Consider the following 21919-nt stretch of genomic DNA (forward strand, 5'->3'; position numbering starts at 1 on the left):
CCCTCTTCCGCTTGGCTCTTGCCTTGCGCCCGACGACAGTTATTAATATTAGCAACTCTTTTTTACTTTTGCAAGTCTTTTTTACAAAAAAAAAGAATGTTATTGCTAACATTCTTTCTTTACAACTTATTTTTTAGGATTTATTTCCGTTCGATCAATATTTTTTAAAAGCAAGTTAATGCATTGGTACACATCCCTGATATCGTATTTACATCTATGTAATACCCAATTATAAATAATTGCATATATTCCGCTAGCTACCAAATTAACTTGTCTTACGGAAAAAGGTCCACGTGGACGCATGTAATTTTCGATTGCGTTAGCCATTTCCTTTTGTAAGATTTCAAAATAAGTATTTGAATCCTTGGAAATAAGGATGATGTTTAGGAAAAAATACTTATCTTTTTTTATTTTTTCTAACATTTGAAAAAAGATACTATTTAATTTATCATTTTTCTCGCCACGTAATTCCCGTCTGAGCTGCAAGGCCATAACTGAAGCAAACAGGTCACAAATATTCTCATACCGTGTATAAAAATAGCTTCGCTCAATCTTCGCCTCCTTGCAAAATTCAACTACGGTATATTTCTTAACAATGTGACCTGAAAGTTTAGCTAATAAAACTTCTTCAGATTTATTTTTTATCATTTCTGTCCTTCCTTTTTCTTATGGTACGATAAATAATATAGCAATAAAAACGCTATCATACAATATGTTTTATTAAAAAATTATTGTAAAATTGCTTTTTACTAATAAATTTTAGACAAAAAGCTTTCTCTGTCCGTTAATAGCGCTAGAAAAAAATATAATTATGTATAATAAAAAGCACAATCGTCTTTCGATGATTGTGCCTTTTATTTTTATGAGCGATCTTCACGTCGCTTCTTCCGTTGCTTTTTTGCTTTTCGAATTTTATGACGCTGTTCAATTTTATTTTTTTGCGCCTTATCTTGTTGAATAACTCGTTTAATCTTCTTTTTATAACCAGGTTTACGTTTCTTTTTTGCTTTTTTAACGTAGCCGTTTACCCGATTATCAATTGCGTACGAGGAATTGTTTCGCTCATTACGACTGTGATAATGCTTACGAGGAACCAACTCTCCGTTTTTTATTTCAACAAAATCAAAGTGAATCCCCATTTTTTCTAGACTAGCAATGCGATTCATTTCTTCGACTTTAATCAAAGTAACGGCATGTCCAGCTAACCCATTCCGGCCAGTTCGTCCGATACGGTGAATGACAAACTCTAAATCACGGGGAATTTCATAATTAACGACTAAGCTGACACCAGCAATATCTAAACCACGTGCAGCCAAATCAGTTGCGACCACGTACTGATACTGACCTGCTTCAACCTCTCGCAATGTCCGTTTTCTTTCCCGTTCAGTGATTCCACCATGAATTTTCGCCACTTTTAGTCCCTGATCCTGCAAGTAGCGGGTTAAATCATCAACGGTTTGCTTTGTATTAGCAAAAATAACAGCCAAATAGGGCTGACCCAAAGTTAACAATTGATGCAGGACTGCTTTTCTATTTTTGGAGCCAATATCAAGTAAATCATTTTTAATGGTTGGCGAAATTACTGCTGGGTTATCAATTACAATTTGCTCCGGCTTAGACATATATTTGCGCAAGAAGTTTGCTAGTTTTACCGGGATCGTTGCTGAAAAGGCAGCCAAAGTGGTGTCTTTTGGCAATCTTTGCGCAATAAAATCAATATCGGCTAAAAAGCCCATATCTAAGGTCATATCTGCTTCATCAATGACAAAGTCTTTAACATAATCTAAAAGTAAGATTTTCTTTTCAACAAAATCATGTAAACGTCCAGGAGTCGCAATAACTACTTGCGGTTTATGATTGTCAATTTTTTTAAGCTGCCGCTCACGATCACTGCCGCCGGCAAAATGAGCAATTGAAATATTTAGCCCAGCAGCATCACGTAACTCACGGGCAACTTGGTAAAGCTGCTCAGACAGTTCACGACTTGGTGCAGTCAAAATAGCCTGAGGATACTCAAGCTTTTCGTCAATCTCATTTAGAACCGGAATTATAAAGGAATGGGTCTTACCTGAACCGGTTACGGCCTGCACAACGGCATTTTTGTGTGCTAATAAAACAGGAATTACCTTTTCCTGCACCTTTGTTGGCTCAGTGAAATGTATCTTGGCTAACCCCTGCCTAATCGCTGGCTTAATGTTTTCATTGGTAAAAATATTATTCATTTTTTTCTTGATATTCCTTAGTTACCTGAACTAATTCTGCAAAGATTTGCTTAACTTCGTCCATGTCTTTAGCATTTGCGCCACTGGCCAAAGCATGACCACCACCGTCATGCTTTGCAGCTAATTCATTAATAATTGGACCCTTAGAACGGTAATGTACTCTAAAAGTGCCATCAGGCTTTTCAACAAATACGTTCCAAGCAATAATGTCTTTAATTCTTCCTGGGGTAGATACCGTACAGGACGCCTGGTCGGAATCCACGCCTAATTTATGCAATGCATCCCGTGACAATATTGCATATGCTGCCCCACTCCGATCAACTTTCATGTATTCAAGTACTTCAGCCTGCAGTTTTGCCTGCGCAAAGGTTACATCGCTAATATTGCGGGCAATTTCATTAATATTAATCCCAGTGGCTGTCAGTTTGGCAACAACGTTAAAAGTATGCACCGAAGTTTCAGGATACATGAAGCGGCCAGTATCGCCGACAATGCCAGCATATAGCGGATATGCAACCTCCGCAGTCAGCGGCAAATTTTCTTCAAGAATAAAATCGGCCACGATTTGGGAAGCTGCTGGAGCCTCATCATCAACAAAACTTAGATCGGCATATGGTTCAACATCGGGGTGATGATCAATTTTAATTAAAAAATCACCCTTGCTGTACATTTTATTAGCGATTCGAGCCGTATTACCAGTATCAGTAGTAATGACTAAAGCCCCCTGATAATCTTCTTCAGTCACCTTATCCATGGTGTTAATCCAAGCTAGATCACCCTCATCATTTTCACCTGCACACAAGATCTTCTTGTCTGGAAATTTAAGTCTTAAAGAACGTGCAAGCCCGGCTTGTGATCCCAACGCATCGGGATCTGGACTAGTATGACGGTGCAGAATAATAGTTGGATACTGCTCAATTTTTTCATATATTTTTGGGAAAGTGTTCATTTTGTCTCCTTCACAATTTTCAAAGTACTCAATTAGTTTAACAGATATTTTTCGTTAATTTGAAAATAAATCCAGAGCAATATTTTCAAATTCAGCCTCGGTAAAATCAGTAGCGGTAACACCTAAAAGTCTTATTCCATCATTTAAAAATGACTCAGAAAGCGGATTGAATAAGTCTCGGGCAGATTCATAAATATCCAATGGATTATTAGTTGCATGCTCTAATTTCTGCCTCTTTGTAACAGTTTCAAAATCGTTATTACGAATTTTTAAAACAACGGTACTAGCAAACAGATTAAGCTCCTGCAATTTCTTAGCTACTTCATTAACATAATTTCTGATATTGGTCAAAGCTGTCTGCTCATTATATACACATGGCTCATATGTTCGCTCGACCCCAATTGATTTTCGATTACGCTCATCATCGGGCACAACAGGTGACAAATCAATCCCATTAGCATGCTCTGCCATCTGATAACCCATTCGGTTAAAATATTTGATTAATTCACGCACGTGCATTTGCTGCAAGCCTTGGCCAGTGTACACGCCCAGCTCAGCCAGTCTCTGCTCTGTTTTTGGTCCAATGCCATGAAAACGGCTAATTTTTTGCCGAGCCAAAAAGCCACGTGCCTCACTAGGCAAAATAATTGTCCGTCCAAATGGCTTAGAATATTCCGAACCCATTTTAGCTAGAAATTTATTATAAGTTGCCCCGAATGAGCAATTTAGGCCAACTTCTTTTCTGATTCTATTTTGTAAATCAATAGCGATTTGAACGGTGGAATCTTGCCCCATTTTATTCTCAGTCACATCAAGATATGCTTCGTCCAGAGCAATTGATTCAACTACGTCCGTAACTTCATGCATCATTTCATGGATTTCTGCCGAAACACGGCGATATTTGGCAAAATCTGGTTTCATAAATACTAGTTTGCTTTTCGGTACTAGCCTAAAGGCCTTAATTGATGGCATTGCAGAATGAACGCCATATTTACGGGCAACATAATTGGCCGTAGCTACTACTCCATGACCATGATTTTGCCGCGGATCTTGTCCGATTACGAGCGCCTTATTCTTTAAATTAGGATGATCACGTGTTTCAACTGAGGCATAAAAAGCATCCATATCAACGTGAATAATTTTTCGATGTAAATCATTTTCCGGCAACAAGCCGTCGCTATAATTATTCATAAATCCAACGTTCAGTTGGCGATTCAAAAATCTCATTTGCGGCCTTTGGCCCCATCCGATACGGTAAATACTGGTTTATCTGCTTACCTTCTTCATTTTCTTTTTGCCATGCTTCTTCAACAACGTCAATAAATTTCCAGTAATTTTTTAATTCACTCCAGTGCGTAAAGTTGGTGGAATCGTTGACAAAAACGTCGTGAAGAAGACGTTCATAGCCATCAGGTACCTTTTCTTGCTCTTGCTTGGAAAACAGGTAATCTAGGTTTTCACGTCGAATGCCTGGCTCCGTGATTTTTTTGCCATTAATCGTTATAAAAATCTGCATATCGGGATCAATAATAATCGAAATGTTATTGGAGTGCGCTTGTCCGTATGGTGTACAGATGTGTTTGAGCACAATATCAATTCGGTTAGTTTTTTCACGCAATTCTTTTCCAGTTCTAAAATAAATTGGCATGTTGGCAACTGGACCCTTTTTAAATTTCACTTCGCCAGCGACAAAAGTTTCGGTATTCGAGTCTTCCGCTACATTAGGTTCTTGCCGGTAACCAAAAGTCATATCGCTACCTAAATATTGTCCCCGGACGAAATGCTGCGCAATCTCTTGTTCATCAGGCACAATCATGCTATCAAGCAATTCCTGCTTAGTCTCATGGATACTTTTAGAAGTTAAATCCTTTGGTTCAGGCATCGCTAGTAAAGTAATGATTTGGAAAATATGGTTTTGGACCATATCACGCAAAGCACCAGAGGTTTCGTAATAGCCACCACGGGCCTCAACTCCCAAATGCTCTGCCAGAGTCACTTGAATATTCTTAATTGTGGCACTATTCCAAATGTTTTTTATCAACGGATTGGTAAAACGAAGCGGCAAAATATTTTGAACCATTTCCTTACCAAGATAATGATCAATTCGGAAGATATCATTTTCATCAAATGAAGCAGTTATCTGCTTATTCAATTCTTCTGCAGAGGCTAAATCACGACCAAATGGCTTTTCTACTACTATTCGGTTAAAACCAGTGCTAGTCAAATTCTGATCGTTGATATGCTGCGCAATTGTACCAAAAAAGCGGGGAGCCATTGCCATGTAGAAAATGCGGTTTCCCTGAGCACTATATCGATTATCAAGGTCGCCAGCTAAATTTTTCAGCGTTTCATAGTGTTCAACATTGGTAACATCATGGGACTGGTAATAAAAATGACTAGTAAAAGCAGCTAGATCATTTTCATTAACCTCATCGTGTGTCTCATTAACGGCATCGCTGACCTGTTGCCGAAGATACTCATGTGACCAAGGGCGCCTAGCCGTACCAACAACAGCAAAGTTATCGTGAATTAAGCCTTGCTCATACAAATTAAACAGCGCAGGGTAAAGTTTACGGTGAGCCAAATCGCCACTTCCACCGAAGATAATCATAATAACAGGTATATTTTTCATGAGAAAATCCTTTCCAAAATCAGGTATGTTAACTCTATTTTATAATATTTTCCAGTCAAACTTTAGTTTTAAACAACCTTTATTAGAAAAATAAGTGGAGCTTAAGTCAAAAAAAGACTGCAATAAAAAAGATGCCTTTTTAAAGACATCTTGTTAGTTATTATTCTTCAGATGAGTGATCATCCTTGTTTTCACTGCTTGGCGTATCAGCAGGCTCTTTTTGAGCGGGCTTATCGGCAGGTGCAGCAGGTTTTTCTTCTGCCGCAGTTTCTTTAGCTGGTGTAGCTTCTTCAGCTTCTGGCGCAGCAGGTATTATCTGTTGAACTGCCATCCGGCTAAATGTTAGGTAAATTCCGTCTGCATCCAAAACAATTGTTTTGTCCTTAGAATTAACGGAATCAACTTTACCGTGCAGACCATCAATCATGATGACATTGTCGCCTTTTTTAAGCTCATTCATCATTTCCATTTTCTTTTGTTGTTGCTTTTTCTGCGGCTTAATCATTGTGAAGTACATTAGGGCAATTAACACAACAAAAATAATAATTGTCCACATGTTACCCATGCCATTACCATTATTGGCCGCTAAAAATAAAGTATTCAAATTTACACCTCATTGTCTTAAAAATATCAATTACTTAATTATACAAAAACTAGCGCAGAATTGCACTACTGCCCGGGAATTGGTAAGCCTAATTGCACATAAGCTTTTTCAGTGACCATTCGTCCACGTGGCGTCATTAATAAAAAGCCATGTTGCAGTAAATAAGGTTCATATAGCGATTCGACCGTTTCGACATCTTCGCCCGCATTGGCAGCTATTGTGCGCACGCCAACTGGACCACCATGATAATTTTCAATAATTACCCGTAAAATTTTACGATCTGTCTGATCTAATCCTTCATCATCAACTTGCAACTGCTTTAAGGAATCTCTTGTTGTCTCATAAGAAATCACGTCTTCACCTTTGACCTGTGCAAAATCACGCACGCGCCGTAATAAGCGGTTAGCTACCCGCGGCGTTCCCCGTGACCTTCTTGCCAGTTCATGTGCAGCTTGTGAAGCAATCTCAATATTAAAAACACTACTGGAGCGCTGAATAATTTTTTCAAGTTCCGTCACATTATAATATTGTAAGTGCTCGACAATCCCAAAACGATCTCTTAATGGTGCTGATAATTGGCCGGCTAGTGTAGTTGCACCAACTAATGTGAATGGCGGTAGCGGAACATGAACCGCATGGGTTGTTTGTCCCTCACCAATCACGATATCGACGTAAAAGTCTTCCATCGCTGAATACAAAACTTCTTCTATTGGTTTAGGTAAGCGGTGGATTTCGTCAATAAATAAAATGTCGCCCGGATCAAGGTCGGTTAAAAGCGCCACTAAATCGCCAGCTTTTTCGATTGCTGGTCCACTGGTACTTTTTAACTTTACGCCCAATTCATTCGCAATTACAAAAGCCAGAGTCGTCTTTCCCAATCCCGGTGGGCCATAAAGTAAAACGTGGTCGAGGGCTTCATCACGCTTTTTGGCAGCTTTAATATAAACTGCCATTTCTTTTTTAACCCGCTCTTGACCCAAATACTCTTGTAGATTCTGCGGGCGTAATGAAAATTCTGTCTGTTCTTCTTTGGGTCCCTGAATTTGGCCAGAAACAATTGAATTATCTTCGTCCACTACCTGTTTCACTTCCTTTAAGTAAACACTAAGTCCATTATAACAAGAATTACTTCTTTAAGAGAAGGGCCAAACCCTTTTTAATATATTGATCAGCCGTTGTCGCTTGTTCTTTAGCCAAAAGCGGCGTAATGCGATCGACTTCTTTTTTAGTATAGCCCAGAGCCAGAAGGGCCAATAATGCATCATTTAACTCTGGTGAGATTTCTTGATCAGGAAGTTGGTCAACGCGCTGAACATAATCGCCCAGTTTTCCTTTTAGATCTAGCACAATCTGCGAGGCCGTCTTTTTCCCAACACCAGGAAAGCGGGTCAGGTACTTAACCTCTCCTTGTTCAATTGCTTCAGCTAGCGAATTGCTATTTTCGGCAGCCATAATTGCCAACGCCGATTTAGGTCCAATCCCGCTAACACTCAGTAATTTTAAGAATAAACCTTTATCTTCTTCGGTTTGGAAACCAAATAAGGTGATGCCGATATCCCGCACAATTTGCTCAATGTAAACACGGGCCTTCTGCTTTTCCTGATATGCAAAAGGTGTCGGACTATACACTTTATAGCCCACACCATTAACGTCAATAACAATGTAGTCAGGTTTAATCACCGTTATTATTCCTACCAAATATTCGTACATGCTTTATTCATCCTTTTTAAACATTTTGCGTAAGTCATTTTCGCGTAACCGGACAATAACCACATTTCCTTTAGCATCATGATATGGGTCATTGACCTGACGCAGATTGGTCAGTAGATCGCCACACTCAGCACTTGATAGTTTCTTTTTACCCGGAACAATCCTCTGTGCCTGCTCACTGGCAATTCGTTTAATCAAGTTGGCCGAATCAGTTTGGTCAACGTTGAGGTAACTGTCCAAAATTGCCCTGACAGAATGCTCAATATCGCCTTCAAGCCAAGTAGGATATGAATGTAGAATAAAGGTATCTTGGCCAAATTCCTCAAGAAACAGCCCAATTTGCTTGATTTCTTCTAATTGATCTTTGATCTGAATAAAATCTAGACTGCCAAATTCCAGAATCATTGGCGTTAGCAAACCCTGTTGGTTAATTTTTTGTCCTGCAATTTCACGGCTTATTTTTTTAAAAGCAAGCAATCTTCGCGCTGCAACCTGATCGATTAAGTAAAGGTCTTCCCCACTGACAGCAATCAAATAAGTATTAGTTTGACCTACTAAACTTAGCTCGGGTAAGCTGCTCGCAAGTAATTCATCCCCGGTAGAAATTACATCCTCGTGTAAATCTGAATGTGAAAAAGGCGTAAGTTGTACTTGCTGGTTCACATTTTCTGGCCACGTTTTCGTAATTAAATAACGATCATCTTCTCGGGGAATATTTAAGTCGACATACTTTGATGGTGCAACTGACTCAATCGCAGCCGGTTCAGTTTCATGAACTTCATCGCGAGTATTTTCAGCCTGGTCAGGTCTCTTAGTTTCAACCACATTTTTATTAAGGTTGAATTTCAACTGATCCATTCGCGTTTCTTCTTTGGTGTTAGTCAAATTGCCAATGGCATCGGCTTGAACATCCTTGGCTAAAAGAGCGCTACTAATTGCATTAGTGATTAACCGACTGAGTTCGGTTTCCTTAGATAAGCGCACCTCTTTTTTGGTGGGATGAACGTTGACATCAACTAATAATGGGTCAACTTTAATCTTGATCACAGCGATTGGATAATGCTTTGCCGCCAAGTTAGTACCATAACCATCCATTACCGCGGTAGCTAGCTGAAAATTATTGATATAGCGGCCGTTAAGCAAAATTGAGATAAAATTGCGTGTCGATCTCGTTAAACCCGGCTTGGAAATTAATCCGGTTACTTCAAAATCATTGTCGCTACTCTTAAATGGCAGCATTTTTTCAGCAATTGAACGCCCATAGACACTTGAAACAGTTTGTTGCAAATTGCCATTGCCCGCTGTTCGCAGCAATACACGCCCTTCATTCATTAGCGTTAGCGCGATATCAGGGTAACCCAAAGCTATCCGGTTGACGATATCAACAATTTTCATAATTTCGGTTCTGGGGCTACGCAGGTATTTAAGCCTAGCGGGCGTATTGTAAAATAAATCTTTAACTGTGATTTGCGTGCCCTTAGTAGCTGCCGCTTCTTCTTGTGCCTTTTTAACGCCAGCCGCAAATTCAGCCCGCGTGCCACTAGCTCCACCGGAATTAGTTAAGATCTCAACATGACTTACGGCTGCGATTGATGCCAGGGCTTCACCCCGAAAGCCAAGTGTGCCAACATTAAACAAATCATGCTCATTACTTATTTTACTTGTAGCATGCCGGGTAAAAGCAAGATTAATCTGATCACTTGGTATCCCCGTTCCGTTATCCTGAACAATAATTTGTTTTAAACCGGCATCAATAAAATCAATCCGAATTCGCGTACTTTTAGCATCAATTGCATTTTCCAGCAATTCCTTAACTACACTTGCTGGACGTTCAATTACTTCTCCAGCCGCGATTTGATTAGACAGATTAACCGATAATTCGTGAATTTGGGCCATGATTATTTCTCATCCTTTAAATCATCTTGCCAGTTTTCCACCAGTTGCATAACTTGAAGCGGCGTTTGATCAGCTAAATACAGATTAGATATTTCATCCAAAACATCTTTTTCCTTGTCCGACAATTCAGTTTCAGTACTTGGTGCCAGCTCCTGATCTGTCACAGTTTCTGGCTTCTCATTGCTACTAAATAAATCAAGCTGTGCCGAGGTCGGTCCTAAATTGCTGCCTTGGGCTTCTAGACGGTTTAACAATTTTGTTGCTTTGCGTAAAACCTTGCGGGGTAAGCCAGCAAGTTGAGCAACATGAATACCGTAACTTTGGTCAGCTGGGCCTGGCAAAATTTTATGGAGAAAAATTAGTTTACCGTTTTCTTCAGTTGCACCAACATGAATGTTCTTTAGCCTTGGCAATGTTTGTTCAAGATCAGTCAGTTCATGGAAGTGTGTTGCAAATAACACTTTTGCCCCTACTTCATCATGCAAATACTGCACAATTGCGCCAGCTAAAGCCATTCCATCATAGGTGGCTGTCCCACGACCAATTTCATCAAATAAGACCAGACTTCTCTTAGTGGCATTTTGTAAAGCTTCGTTTGCCTCAGTCATTTCAACCATAAAAGTACTTTGTCCAGAAATTAAGTCATCAGCAGCACCAATTCTGGTAAAAATCTGATCAAAAATTGGCAGCTCAGCACTATCGGCAGGAACAAAAGAGCCTACTTGGGCCATCACTGCAATTAAAGCCATTTGCCGCATATATGTACTTTTACCGGACATATTAGGACCAGTAATTAAGTAAATATCCGTATCTTGGTCAAGTCTGACATCATTGGGGATGTACGAACCAGCCTTCATTACCTTTTCAACAACTGGGTGCCTGCCTAAAACAACTTTAACATCCTGATTAGATGTGTGAAATTTTGGTCGGCAATAATTATTTTCTTCAGCTACTTGGGCAAAGGAACAAAAAACATCTAAAGCAGCAATTTGACCAGCTAGTTTTTGCAGAGCAGAAATATATTTCTTTACTTCCTCACGCAATTTAACAAATAACTCGTATTCCAGATCAGTTGACTTAGTTTGGGCTTCTAAAATTAAGTTTTCGTGTTCCTTAAGTTCAGGCGTAATGTAGCGCTCAGCGTTTGTCAAAGTTTGCTTTCTGGTATAGCGATCAAGTGGTACCTTATTTTTATTCGAATTTGTTACCTGGATATAGTAGCCAAAAACCTTGTTGTAACCGACTTTAAGGTTATCAATTCCCGTTTTTTGTCGTTCGGTTTGTTCCATCTCAGTTAGCCACTTTTTACCATTATTCATGGCATCCCGGTAACGATCTAGTTGTTGGTCAACATTATTGCGAATAAGTCCTCCTTCAGTTGTCAAAACTGGTGGCTGATCCACAATTGTAGAACTGATCAAATCGGCAATTCCACTTAAAGGGTCAATCTCTGACGCAAATTTTTGCAAAATAGCACTATCAGACTCTTTTAACGAACTTAAAATAGACGGTACGGCTTGAAGTGAATGAGCAAGCTGTAATAATTCCCTGGCATTGACATTACCAAAGGCAATCCGACCAGTTAAACGCTCTAGATCATAAACACCCTTTAGCGCGTCATTCACATTTTCACGGGTAAAGTAGCCATCAAGTAAGGCCTGAACCATTTCTTGCCGCTTAGTTAATTCCTCTACAGATAATAATGGTCGAGCAAGCCACTGCTTTAATAGCCGCCCACCCATTGCAGTATGCGTTTTATCGAGCACCCAAAATAACGAGCCCATCTTCTTACCAGTCTTAGCTGAAGCAGTCAGTTCCAAATTATCGCGTACAGTATGCGACATCTGTAAATATTGGCTTACTTCATAGCTTTTAGCAATTTGCAAGTGCGCTAAGCTACGTCTTTGAGTCTGGAGTAAATAGCCTACAAGCTGCTTAACAGCATCTTTTTCAGCCTGATTAGTCAAATTTTGCTGGGCATAAGACATTTCCGCATGTTTACCGGTCAACTCTGCTGGCTCTGAAACAGTAATATTAGCTTTATGTAAAAAATCGCTGTCAGATGCATTAAGATGACCATTATAGACAACTTCTCGCGTCCTCAACGACAACAATTCATTAGAAACTGCTGCAAAAGTTTTTAAGTGGGTTGCAAATATTTCACCAGTTGATAAGTCGCTGTATGCTAAGCCAAAGCAGTTCTTGGTGGTTACTACAGAAGTTAAGTAATTAGATTCCTTGGCCTCACTTGGCTTATCGTTCATTAAAGTTCCAGGGGTTACTAGCTGAATAATTCCCCGCTTAACCATTCCCTTAGCCTCTTTGGGATCCTCTAATTGTTCACAAAGTGCAACTTTATAGCCCTTTTCAACTAAGGTGTCAACATAAGAATCAACCGCAACGTGAGGGACTCCAGCCATCGGGATTGGATTCTCAGATTTGTTAGACCGGTGAGTTAAAGTCAGCTCAAGAATCTGGGCACCCTTAACCGCATCATCCTCAAATAATTCATAAAAATCACCGACGCGATAAAAAAGAAAAGCATCGGGATATTGCTTTTTAATTTCATGATATTGCTCCATCATTGGAGTTAAGTTTGCTTTCGCCATTTATTCCTCTTCTTTTCTACTTTACTTTTATCATTATACGCTAAACACCGATTCAAAAGAAAAAAGACCGCAATTAAACGATCTTATTTTTTCTATTAATTAAAAATGCAAAATGGCTATCTTCTAGCTTTCACAAAGTAAGGTTAGAATTAAGCAATATGACCTTCAACACTTTGCAAATCAGGCTTGCCGTCCATTTCAACGATTGCAGTAATTGCGGCCGTAATTCCCTTAACATCATCTGCCAAACTAAGACTTGGTGTGTCAGGACGAGCAACGACTTGCTCTGGTAAAAACGGAATGTGCATGAAACCTGCTTTTAAGTCATGGAATTCTTTGTCAATCATATATTGAACTTGATACATAATATGGTTGCAAACGAATGTCCCAGCCGTTGTTGAAACAAGTGCTGGCAAACCTGCTTCACGAATAGCCTTAACCATTGCTTTAACTGGCAATTGCGTGAAGTAAGCGTTCTGTCCGTCTTCATGAATTGGCGTAGCAATGGGCTGGTAACCCTTATTGTCAGCAATTCGACCATCATCAAAATTGATGGCTACCCGTTCAGGAGTCAAGGCAAACCGACCGCCAGCTTGGCCAATATTTAAAACATAATCTGGCTTTTCCCGCACAATGGCATCATGAACAACAGTTGCACAATCACCAAACACTGTTGGAATTTCTACCTTAACGATTTCGGCTCCAGCAATCTGATCGGGTAAGCCCTTAACAGCCTCAATAGCTGGATTAATCTTATCATCACCAAAAGGATCAAAACCTGTTACTAAAATTTTCATTGTTTTTCTCTTTTCTAAAAACTAAAAAGCTAAGAAATACATCAAAACGATGTGTACGAGCAGCATAATAATTGCAATCGGAAACTGTTGCTTGATAACTCCTAAAGAATCCTTCATTTCCATCAAAGCAACTGGTAGTGAGTTAAAGTTAGCAGCCATCGGTGTCAATAACGTACCACAATAACCGGCTGTCATTCCTAAAGCAGCAACAACCACTGGTGAACCACCTTGGGCAACAACAAATGGAATACCAATACCAGCAGTAATAACGGCAAAAGCAGCAAATGCGTTACCCATAATTGCAGTGAAAAGCGCCATTCCACAACAATATAAGATAACACCTAATAGGTGGTTTCCTACTGGAAATAGACCTGAGATAGCTTTGGCAGTTACTTGGCCAACACCTGAAGCAGTGAAGACTACACCAAGTGTGGCAAGCAATTGCGGTATGATACCAGCTGAACCAGTTGAACGAACCATTCGTTGGGTATCCTCATAAGCAATCTTGCCATTCGATTTGGTTAAAATCATTGCAACAATTAGAGATACCACAGCAGCAATACCAATTGCAACTTGTCCTCCTAATTTGCTCTTACTTAAAGGAGTAAATTTGGCAAGTAAAAGAGCTAAGACTGCCAGCAAAATACTTGGGAAAAAAATCCAATTACCAATTCGCTTAACGGTCTTATCCGCAACCTTTTCGGGTAATTCCTTAATTTTACCAACTTTGACTTGCTTTAATAATGATAACAATCCGTTTACCAAAAGCAAAGCGCCACTAATTTCATATGGAATCCATTGGCCAATACTAAAGATGATTGCAAAAATAAACCAGAAAAGTCCTGTGCCCCAGCGAGCCGGATTAGTTTGGTCACGCCAAGATTCAATGGCAGCTGCTAAAAAGAATAGTCCGATTATTACAAAAAAGGCCAATAGAAGATTATTAACTAAAGCTGTCATTTATTTCACCTTCTTATTTTTTAACTTTTGATCAAACATATGATTGTAAATTAAGCATAAAACATATGCGATTAAAGTGATTGGTATTGAGTTTAAAACAACATTTGAAGCTTCAATTGGATGACCTAAAGATTTCATTGAACTAGTAATCATTAAAACTCCCGAAGAAGCAAAGAATAAGTTTTGAGCAAAAAAATTACCAAAGTTATCACTAGCTGCAGCACGCCCTTTAATCTGGTCTACTTCTAGCTCTGTTAATTCTCCTTTAACTGAGCCTGCAGCCTGAGCCATAGGATTAATTAAAGGTGCAATAAATTGGATTTGACCTTGAAAGGAAATACCAAAAATACTTGCTAAACCACGAATTCCAGTATAGATATCAAAGATACGCCCAGGAGTTAAACTCTTTAATTTTTGAATTAAATTAGTTGCAGCCTTTTTTAAACCGTGCCTTTCAATAACTCCAATTGTCGGTAAAGTTAAGAAAAAGAGCGACACCATCCGGTTATCAATAAATCCTTTACCTAAAATCTGTAAAAATTTAACGAAATCAATCCCTGAAACTAAAGCAGTGACCAAAGCCGAAATAATGACTACGGCTACAGTGTCAAGTCCTAAGGCAAAGCCTACGACTATCACTAAAACGCCAAGTAAACTTAAATATTCCATTAGCATTCCTTCCTTGTGAGAAATTAATAATAATAATTAAACATACTAATATTATTATAATTTCTTGTCAAATCAGTTTAATAAATTCTGCTTATAAAGAAAGCTGATTGCATATACCAATATATTGCAAAATAAAGAGCAATTCCCAAGTGGAATTGCTCATGTTTATATAAAGTTTAACGATTATTTTTTAATCAAGCCCAGTTATTTCGCGTGAACGAATTAATTTTCCTTTACCAACAATGTAATAGTGTTGTCCTTTTAATTTAAAGGGATCACCGTAAGTTTGGATCTTCTTATTAACCGGAATAGTCCCTATTTTGCGGCCATAACGATTATAAACTGTAACAGGATGGTCTACTTTTACCCTTTCCATTTTTAAACCAGTGACGTTGCGAACGGGTACATAATAGCCATTGCCAATAGCATAGAAGAAACGGCCAGCCGCCAAATGATGGTATTTGCTAATTTTAACACGCGAACCGGTAGCTAAAATTAAGCCATTAACGCGTCGACCATGTTCATTATATAAGTAGCTACTGTGCATGAGCCGTTTTTCCTGCTTATTAGATACCTGCTTTTGGGATGCAACATGCTTTGCTTTGTTGGCCTTAAAATTAGCAGCTAACAAATAGCGATCAGTAGCAATTGGATATAGTTTTAAACCTCGAATTTTAACCGAATTACCATAAGTTTTAACAACAGTACCCTTTTTAATGCTTTTCTTATTAATTAGTTCGCCCAGTTGATTATATGTGCGAGCATTATGCCGCAATTTACGGTTGACGCCGAAGACATTATTTTGAGCAACGTAATTATCATCATCAAGTAAGCAAAATTTTCGCTGTTTAATTTTTTTACTACCCATGAGATTCAAAGTTGAACCTGCACGCAAAATTAAATCATTTTTTCTTTTGCCATTATGATCATATAAATAAGCGTTATGCATTAATTTGGCTTGCTTTTGACCAGCAATCTTTACTACCACATTCAGACGTAATATATTTTCATTTGATATCCAAATGCCAACAATTCCCTTTGCTTGACCATTAATAAGAGTTTGTGGTTTCACTATCCAATAAAATTTAGCAGTATCGGGATAATTTTGACTGTTGAAAACACACTGTTTTGCATAGCTAGTGTCATGCGCTAGATTCGTATTAGTGGGAATAATCACTTCATGGCCTGCTGGTTGAGGCTGTGGATCCTCATACTTTGATTCGGTCAGCGCATTTTGGCTTTCATTTTGACTTTTAGGTAAAGCTGTAATATTACTATCTGCTTTTACCTGGCCACTTAAGCCTAAAAGGCAAACAGCCATCAAAGTACTTACTGTGCCACACAAAGGCCATTTTTGAGATTTTTTTACTAATATTCTTTTGCTTAGCATTAATCTTCTCCTACAATAAATAAACAAATCGCATTAAAGTTTACTTAATATTAATTCTTTGTCTTTTTATTGTAAAGGTACTTTAAACAGCATTGTTATTATATTTATTTAAGTAGGTAAAATTAACAAATGGACAAAAAAATCGCTCAACCGAGCGATTTTTATTTAATCTTTTTAAAATTACATCATTCCTGGAGCACCGGCACCAGCGGCAGCATTAGGATCAGCTACTGGTTTGTCTTCTGGAATATCAGCAACAACAGCTTCAGTTGTTAATAATAATGCAGCAATTGAAGCAGCGTTTTGAAGTGCAGTACGGGTAACCTTAGTTGGGTCAATAATACCAGATTCAACCATGTTCTCCCATTCGCCATTAGCAGCGTTGTAACCAACTTCAGGGTCTTGACTTTGTAATTTGTTCAAGATAACTGAACCATCTTCACCAGCGTTTTCAGCAATTTGACGTACTGGAGCAGTCAATGCACGTAAAACGATGTTGATACCAGTTTGCTCATCAGCATTGTCGCCTTTAAGGTCTTCAACGTTCTTGATAACGTCAACTAATGCAGTACCACCACCAGCTACGTAGCCTTCGTCAACAGCGGCACGAGTTGAGTTCAAAGCATCTTCAATCCGGTAGCGACGTTCTTTTAACTCAGTTTCAGTAGCAGCACCAACATGAATAACAGCTACACCACCAGTTAATTTAGCAAGACGTTCTTGCAACTTCTTCTTGTCAAAGTCTGAAGTTGTTTCTTCGATTTGACTTCTGATTGAGTCTTCACGTTCTTTAATTGCTTCGTCTGAACCAGCACCATCAACAATAGTCGTTGAGTCCTTAGTAACAGTGATGCGACGTGCTTTACCTAATTGATCAATCGTTGTGTCCTTTAATTCAAGACCAAGATCTTCGGTAATAACTGTACCACCAGTAAGAGCGGCAATATCTTGTAATTGTTCTTTACGACGGTCACCAAAGCCTGGGGCCTTAACAGCAACAACGTTGAAAGTACCACGAATCTTGTTCAATACTAAAGTAGGAAGTGCTTCACCAGAAACATCGTCAGCGATAATCAATAATGATTTACCTTGTTGAACAATCTCTTGCAATAATGGCAAGATGTCTTGAATGTTAGAAATCTTCTTGTCAGTAATTAAAACATATGGGTTGTCCAAATCTGCTTCCATCTTGTCGTTGTCAGTTACCATGTATTGTGATAAGTAACCACGATCGAATTGCATACCTTCAACTACTGATAATTCAGTTTCAATACCACGTGAGTCTTCAATTGTGATAACACCATCGTTACCAACTTTTTCCATTGCATCAGCGATTAAGTCACCAACTTCTTTTGAAGCAGATGAAACTGAAGCAACTTGCGCAATTTGATCTTTTGAAGAAACAGTGTGACTTACTTTATGTAATTCATCAACAACAGCCTTGGTAGCTTTTTCAATTCCGCGACGAACACCTACAGGGTTAGCACCAGCAGTTACGTTCTTCATTCCTTCACGGATGATTGCTTGAGTTAACACAACTGCAGTAGTGGTACCGTCACCAGCAATGTCGTTAGTCTTTTGTGCAGCTTCGGCAACTAGCTTAGCACCCATGTTTTCGTAGTGGTCTTTTAATTCAATTGACTTAGCAATGGTAACACCATCGTTAGTAATTTCAGGATTGCCGTAAGATTGCTCTAAGACAACGTTTCTACCTTTAGGACCGATTGTTGCCTTAACAGTATCAGCTAACTTATCAACACCCTTTAATAGGGAACGTCTTGCTTTTTCTGAGAATTTAATATCTTTTGCCATAATTTTCGCTCCTTAATTACTTAACCACTGCCAAAATATCTTTTTCATGAAGGACTAAGAATTTTTCACCTTCGTATTCAACGTTAGTGCCAGAATACTTGTCATATAGAACAACGTCGCCCTTTTCAACTGACATTGGGATCTTGTTGCCGTTTTCTGCATAACTGCCTTCACCGACAGCAACAACTTCACCTTCTGTTGGCTTTTCTTTAGCATTTGAAGCAAGGACGATTCCGCCTACAGTCTTTTCTTCTTCTTCTTTAACTTTTACGATCACGCGATCACCAATTGGTTGTAACACGTTTGTCCCTCCTAATTTTAATTTAAAATCATTTTTGTTATTTGTTAGCACTCTTATTAACCAAGTGCTAACTTACAAATATGATAATACCCCCTTTTAATAAAAAAAGCAAGAAAAAATTAGCACTTTTTTACTTAAAGTGCTAATTTTCTTTAGCCATTGCAGCGGCGGCTTTATATATTTATCTATTCTTATCTTTATCCGAATCAAGGAAATAAATGAGGGTTTGTAATTCAGTCGCCAAGTCAACATTTTGAATTCTAACCCCGGTTGGAGCTGATAACCGAATTGGCGTAAAGTTCATAATGCCCTTAATGCCAGCTTCGACCATGTCATCCGCTGTTTTTTGTGCAGAATCTGACGGCACTGTCAAAATAGCGATGGTGATCTGTTGGTCACTCAGCTGCTTTTGCAATTCACTCATTTCATAAACAGGAACGCCACTCAAAATTTTGCCCGTAATTTTAGGATTAATATCAAAAGCACAGGAAATTCGGATGTTATTGCTTCGTTTGAAGTTATAGTTCAGCAAGGCGTGTCCCAAATTACCTACACCAACTAATGCAACATTAGTTAAAGTATCTTGATTTAAAATCTTTTTAAAAAAGGATAGGAGACTTTTGACATCATAGCCATACCCACGCTTACCCAAAGCACCAAAATATGAAAAATCACGACGGATTGATGCACTATCAACCTGAACTGCTTCTGATAATTCAGTAGATGAAACTTTTTCTTTACCAGCTTCATTCAGGATAATTAGGTAACGATAGTAAAGCGGCAGTCTCTTCGCTGTCGCTGTAGGTATTTTTATTTTTTCCATTTTAAAAAGCCTCCAACTTAATATCACTAGTGAGCTTTTTTGTGAATTCACTCATCAATTAATATTATTTTACCTATAACTTACTGATATTTGCAAATGTTTTTTCACAATCTAACACAATCACAAAACACGATTTTACTGTTAATTAACCCGCTTTACATGGTAATTAAAAAATTATTTGTAAATAACTGAGCAAATACTCGTAATCAATTTACTACTGATGAAAAAATAATTTTACTTAAAAAAGGCTTATTTCTCATGCAATTGCCAGCAGTCTTGCCACATATGCTAAAATAGACTTTAGGTGAAAAATATGATAATTGCACAAGGACACGATTTAGAAAAACAATTTGGTGCCAATACGCTATTCAATCACGTTAATTTCTCGATTGATTCAAATGCAAGAATTGGCCTTGTAGGACCAAATGGAGTTGGTAAAACCACACTCCTAAAAATTATGACGGGTGAAGAAGAAGCTACCCACGGCGAATTTACCATTAATAAAGGGATCGATGTGGGTTATATCGCGCAGGAAAATGGCTTAGATGAAAGTAAGAGCATTTGGGATGAAATGCTGACCGTTTTTGCGCCATTAATTGCAAAAGGACAAAAAATCCGCGACTTGCAACAAGCAATTGCCGAACATCCGGAAGATAAGCAACTTTTAAAACAATATGACCAGTTGCAATTTGATTTTGAACAACAAGGTGGATATACCTATCAGGCGGATATTAAAAGTATTTTGAATGGTTTTAACTTCCCCGAAAAGACTTGGACTAAAATTATTGTTGATCTTTCTGGTGGTGAAAAAACTCGGCTTGCCTTTGTCAAACTGCTTTTACGCAAGCCACCGCTACTTTTACTCGATGAGCCGACCAACTATTTAGATTTAGACACACTTGACTGGCTAGAAGGTTTTCTTAAAACATATTCCGGAGCAATTTTAGTTGTCTCTCACGACCAGTACTTTTTAGATCATCTTGCTAACCAAATTTTTGAATTACAATTTGGCAAACTAACAGCTTTTAAAGGAAACTATTCCGATTATGTTGCCCAGCGAAAGCAACGTGATCAGCAACAAGAAGAAGCTTACGAACGGCAGCAAGAAAAAATTAAAAAAGACGAGGAATTTATTCAAAAGAATTTAGTTCGGGCAAAAACGACTAAAAGAGCGCAAAGCAGGCGCAAGCAACTTGAGAAAATGGAACGAATCACGCCACCTAAGCACAAAAATAAGGTACGGATTAAGTTCAAAAGTGAAAGACCCTCAGGTAAAGAAGTATTAATCTTACGGGATCTAACGATTGGCTACCCGACTAAGACAATGGTTCAAGACATTTCACTGCAAGTTAACAAAGGTGATCGTGTTGCTATTATTGGTGCCAATGGCATTGGTAAATCAACTTTATTAAAAACGATTATGAAGGACTTACAGCCTAAAGGTGGCTCAATTAAGTATGGTGCTTCGCTTGATATCGGCTACTATGATCAAGAACTCCAACTGCTCGATCCTAGCAAAACAGTGATTGATACCGTTTGGGACCGTCACAAAACAATGCCTGAACGGGATGTTAGATCAATTCTGGCAAGTTTTCTCTTTACCGCCAAAGATATTGATAAAACTGTTGGGCAGCTTTCCGGTGGCCAAAAAGCCCGGTTAACTTTGACGGTCTTGTCGCTTGAGCACAACAACTTTTTACTAATGGACGAGCCCACGAACCACTTAGACCTAGAAGCAAAGGAAGTTTTGGAACAAGCGTTACAGCATTTTGACGGCACACTGCTCTTTGTCTCACACGATCGGTATTTTATCAATCAGCTTTCCAATAAAATTGTCGAAATCAAAGAAAAGCATGCCAAAGTCTATGAGGGTGACTACACTTATTATTTAGACGAGAAAAATAAGTTTGCTGCTGATGCTACGGCTGAAGTTTCTACGAATGAGAATGAAACTGGCAGTGCAGAGCCAAAAACTAATAAGTTGTCATATCAAGAACAAAAGCAAAGAGACTCCCAAAAACGTAAGCTTGAGCGTCAAGTTGAAGAGATCGAAACCAAGATTGATCAGCTTGAACAAAAGCAAGAGCAAATTCAAACGGAAATGGCTAACCCAGAAATTGCGACAAATTTTGATAAACTTGGTCCCTTACAAGAAGAATTAACCAATGTTCAAACTGATTTGGAGCAAGCCAATAATGACTGGGAAACAGCATTAACAGATTTAGATGAATTCAATTAATAAAAAAATCCTAATTCAATTCGCAAGAAAGAATTAGGATTTTTTCTTATGTTAACAGCCAAACGGCACGACCAGAAATGCATTCTGCTGCATCACCGCCTATTAAAATTTAACCATGATAATCTAAATTAACGTAAACTAGCATAGCTTGCCCCATCTTCTGTGTTTAACTAGCAATATACCTAGTTTTATTCAATTTTATTTTAAAAACAGTTCAGCACTTATTGCTATTTAACTTATTTCATTTATAATTGCATTAACTCAATTCAAAGAAGGTGTCTCAATGGAAAAATTACGTTATACTCC

The 21919-nt window shown here is 38.5% G+C and carries 18 protein-coding genes; 1 reads left to right on the forward strand and 17 read right to left on the reverse strand.

The window, feature by feature from the left end; translation table 11 throughout:
• Positions 1 to 126: 126 nt before the first annotated feature.
• From J3U71_RS00005 to J3U71_RS00085, 17 genes are all read right to left on the reverse strand, one after another.
• Positions 127 to 648 carry a hypothetical protein gene (locus J3U71_RS00005; protein ID WP_220268295.1) on the reverse strand — a complete coding sequence of 174 codons (522 nt, stop codon included), beginning with the start codon at positions 646 to 648 and terminating at the stop codon, positions 127 to 129.
• 212 nt (positions 649 to 860) lie between these two features.
• A complete protein-coding gene (locus J3U71_RS00010) occupies positions 861 to 2222 on the reverse strand; it encodes a DEAD/DEAH box helicase (RefSeq protein WP_267392239.1) in 1362 nt (453 codons plus the stop codon).
• Positions 2215 to 3171, reverse strand: a complete 957-nt coding sequence (locus J3U71_RS00015) for a DHH family phosphoesterase (RefSeq protein ID WP_267392241.1) — start codon at positions 3169 to 3171, stop codon at positions 2215 to 2217. The genes J3U71_RS00010 and J3U71_RS00015 overlap by 8 nt, the downstream gene beginning before the upstream one ends.
• Positions 3172 to 3225: 54 nt before the next feature.
• Positions 3226 to 4362 carry a DNA polymerase IV gene (gene dinB, locus J3U71_RS00020; protein ID WP_267392242.1) on the reverse strand — a complete coding sequence of 379 codons (1137 nt, stop codon included), beginning with the start codon at positions 4360 to 4362 and terminating at the stop codon, positions 3226 to 3228.
• Positions 4355 to 5803, reverse strand: coding sequence for a glucose-6-phosphate dehydrogenase (gene zwf, locus J3U71_RS00025; RefSeq protein ID WP_267392244.1), 1449 nt, complete (start codon positions 5801 to 5803; stop codon positions 4355 to 4357). The genes dinB and zwf overlap by 8 nt, the downstream gene beginning before the upstream one ends.
• Before the next feature lie 160 nt (positions 5804 to 5963).
• Positions 5964 to 6407, reverse strand: a complete 444-nt coding sequence (yajC, locus tag J3U71_RS00030) for a preprotein translocase subunit YajC (protein WP_267392246.1) — start codon at positions 6405 to 6407, stop codon at positions 5964 to 5966.
• 65 nt (positions 6408 to 6472) lie between these two features.
• Positions 6473 to 7483 carry a Holliday junction branch migration DNA helicase RuvB gene (ruvB, locus tag J3U71_RS00035; RefSeq protein ID WP_374106767.1) on the reverse strand — a complete coding sequence of 337 codons (1011 nt, stop codon included), beginning with the start codon at positions 7481 to 7483 and terminating at the stop codon, positions 6473 to 6475.
• Between the two features lie 49 nt (positions 7484 to 7532).
• A complete protein-coding gene (ruvA, locus tag J3U71_RS00040; RefSeq protein WP_267392248.1) occupies positions 7533 to 8117 on the reverse strand; it encodes a Holliday junction branch migration protein RuvA in 585 nt (194 codons plus the stop codon).
• Between the two features lie 3 nt (positions 8118 to 8120).
• Positions 8121 to 10013, reverse strand: coding sequence for a DNA mismatch repair endonuclease MutL (mutL, locus tag J3U71_RS00045; protein WP_267392250.1), 1893 nt, complete (start codon positions 10011 to 10013; stop codon positions 8121 to 8123).
• 2 nt (positions 10014 to 10015) lie between these two features.
• Positions 10016 to 12598 carry a DNA mismatch repair protein MutS gene (gene mutS, locus J3U71_RS00050; protein WP_267392444.1) on the reverse strand — a complete coding sequence of 861 codons (2583 nt, stop codon included), beginning with the start codon at positions 12596 to 12598 and terminating at the stop codon, positions 10016 to 10018.
• Between the two features lie 173 nt (positions 12599 to 12771).
• A complete protein-coding gene (pcp, locus tag J3U71_RS00055) occupies positions 12772 to 13419 on the reverse strand; it encodes a pyroglutamyl-peptidase I (protein ID WP_267392252.1) in 648 nt (215 codons plus the stop codon).
• Between the two features lie 21 nt (positions 13420 to 13440).
• The gene (locus tag J3U71_RS00060) at positions 13441 to 14379 is read right to left on the reverse strand and encodes a DUF979 domain-containing protein (RefSeq protein WP_267392254.1); all 939 of its coding nucleotides are present in this window, start codon (positions 14377 to 14379) and stop codon (positions 13441 to 13443) included.
• On the reverse strand, positions 14380 to 15048 hold the full coding sequence (locus J3U71_RS00065; protein WP_267392256.1) for a DUF969 domain-containing protein: 669 nt from the start codon (positions 15046 to 15048) through the stop codon (positions 14380 to 14382).
• Positions 15049 to 15238: 190 nt separating this feature from the next.
• Complete coding sequence (locus J3U71_RS00070) at positions 15239 to 16438, reverse strand: SLAP domain-containing protein (protein ID WP_267392258.1); 1200 nt, start codon at positions 16436 to 16438, stop codon at positions 15239 to 15241.
• A gap of 180 nt (positions 16439 to 16618) precedes the next feature.
• A complete protein-coding gene (groL, locus tag J3U71_RS00075; protein ID WP_103752482.1) occupies positions 16619 to 18250 on the reverse strand; it encodes a chaperonin GroEL in 1632 nt (543 codons plus the stop codon).
• A gap of 16 nt (positions 18251 to 18266) precedes the next feature.
• A complete protein-coding gene (gene groES, locus J3U71_RS00080; RefSeq protein ID WP_103752481.1) occupies positions 18267 to 18551 on the reverse strand; it encodes a co-chaperone GroES in 285 nt (94 codons plus the stop codon).
• Positions 18552 to 18732: 181 nt separating this feature from the next.
• Positions 18733 to 19374: a redox-sensing transcriptional repressor Rex gene (locus J3U71_RS00085; protein ID WP_103752480.1), complete on the reverse strand. Its 642-nt coding sequence runs from the start codon at positions 19372 to 19374 to the stop codon at positions 18733 to 18735.
• A 313-nt stretch (positions 19375 to 19687) separates the two neighbouring features.
• Between J3U71_RS00085 and J3U71_RS00090 the strand changes: the two genes are divergently transcribed.
• Positions 19688 to 21613 (forward strand): ABC-F family ATP-binding cassette domain-containing protein, encoded by a 1926-nt coding sequence (locus J3U71_RS00090; RefSeq protein WP_267392260.1) that lies wholly within the window; start codon positions 19688 to 19690, stop codon positions 21611 to 21613.
• Positions 21614 to 21919 lie beyond the last annotated feature (306 nt).

The sequence above is a fragment of the Lactobacillus sp. B4015 genome, assembly GCF_026536055.1.
Classification (GTDB): domain Bacteria; phylum Bacillota; class Bacilli; order Lactobacillales; family Lactobacillaceae; genus Lactobacillus; species Lactobacillus panisapium.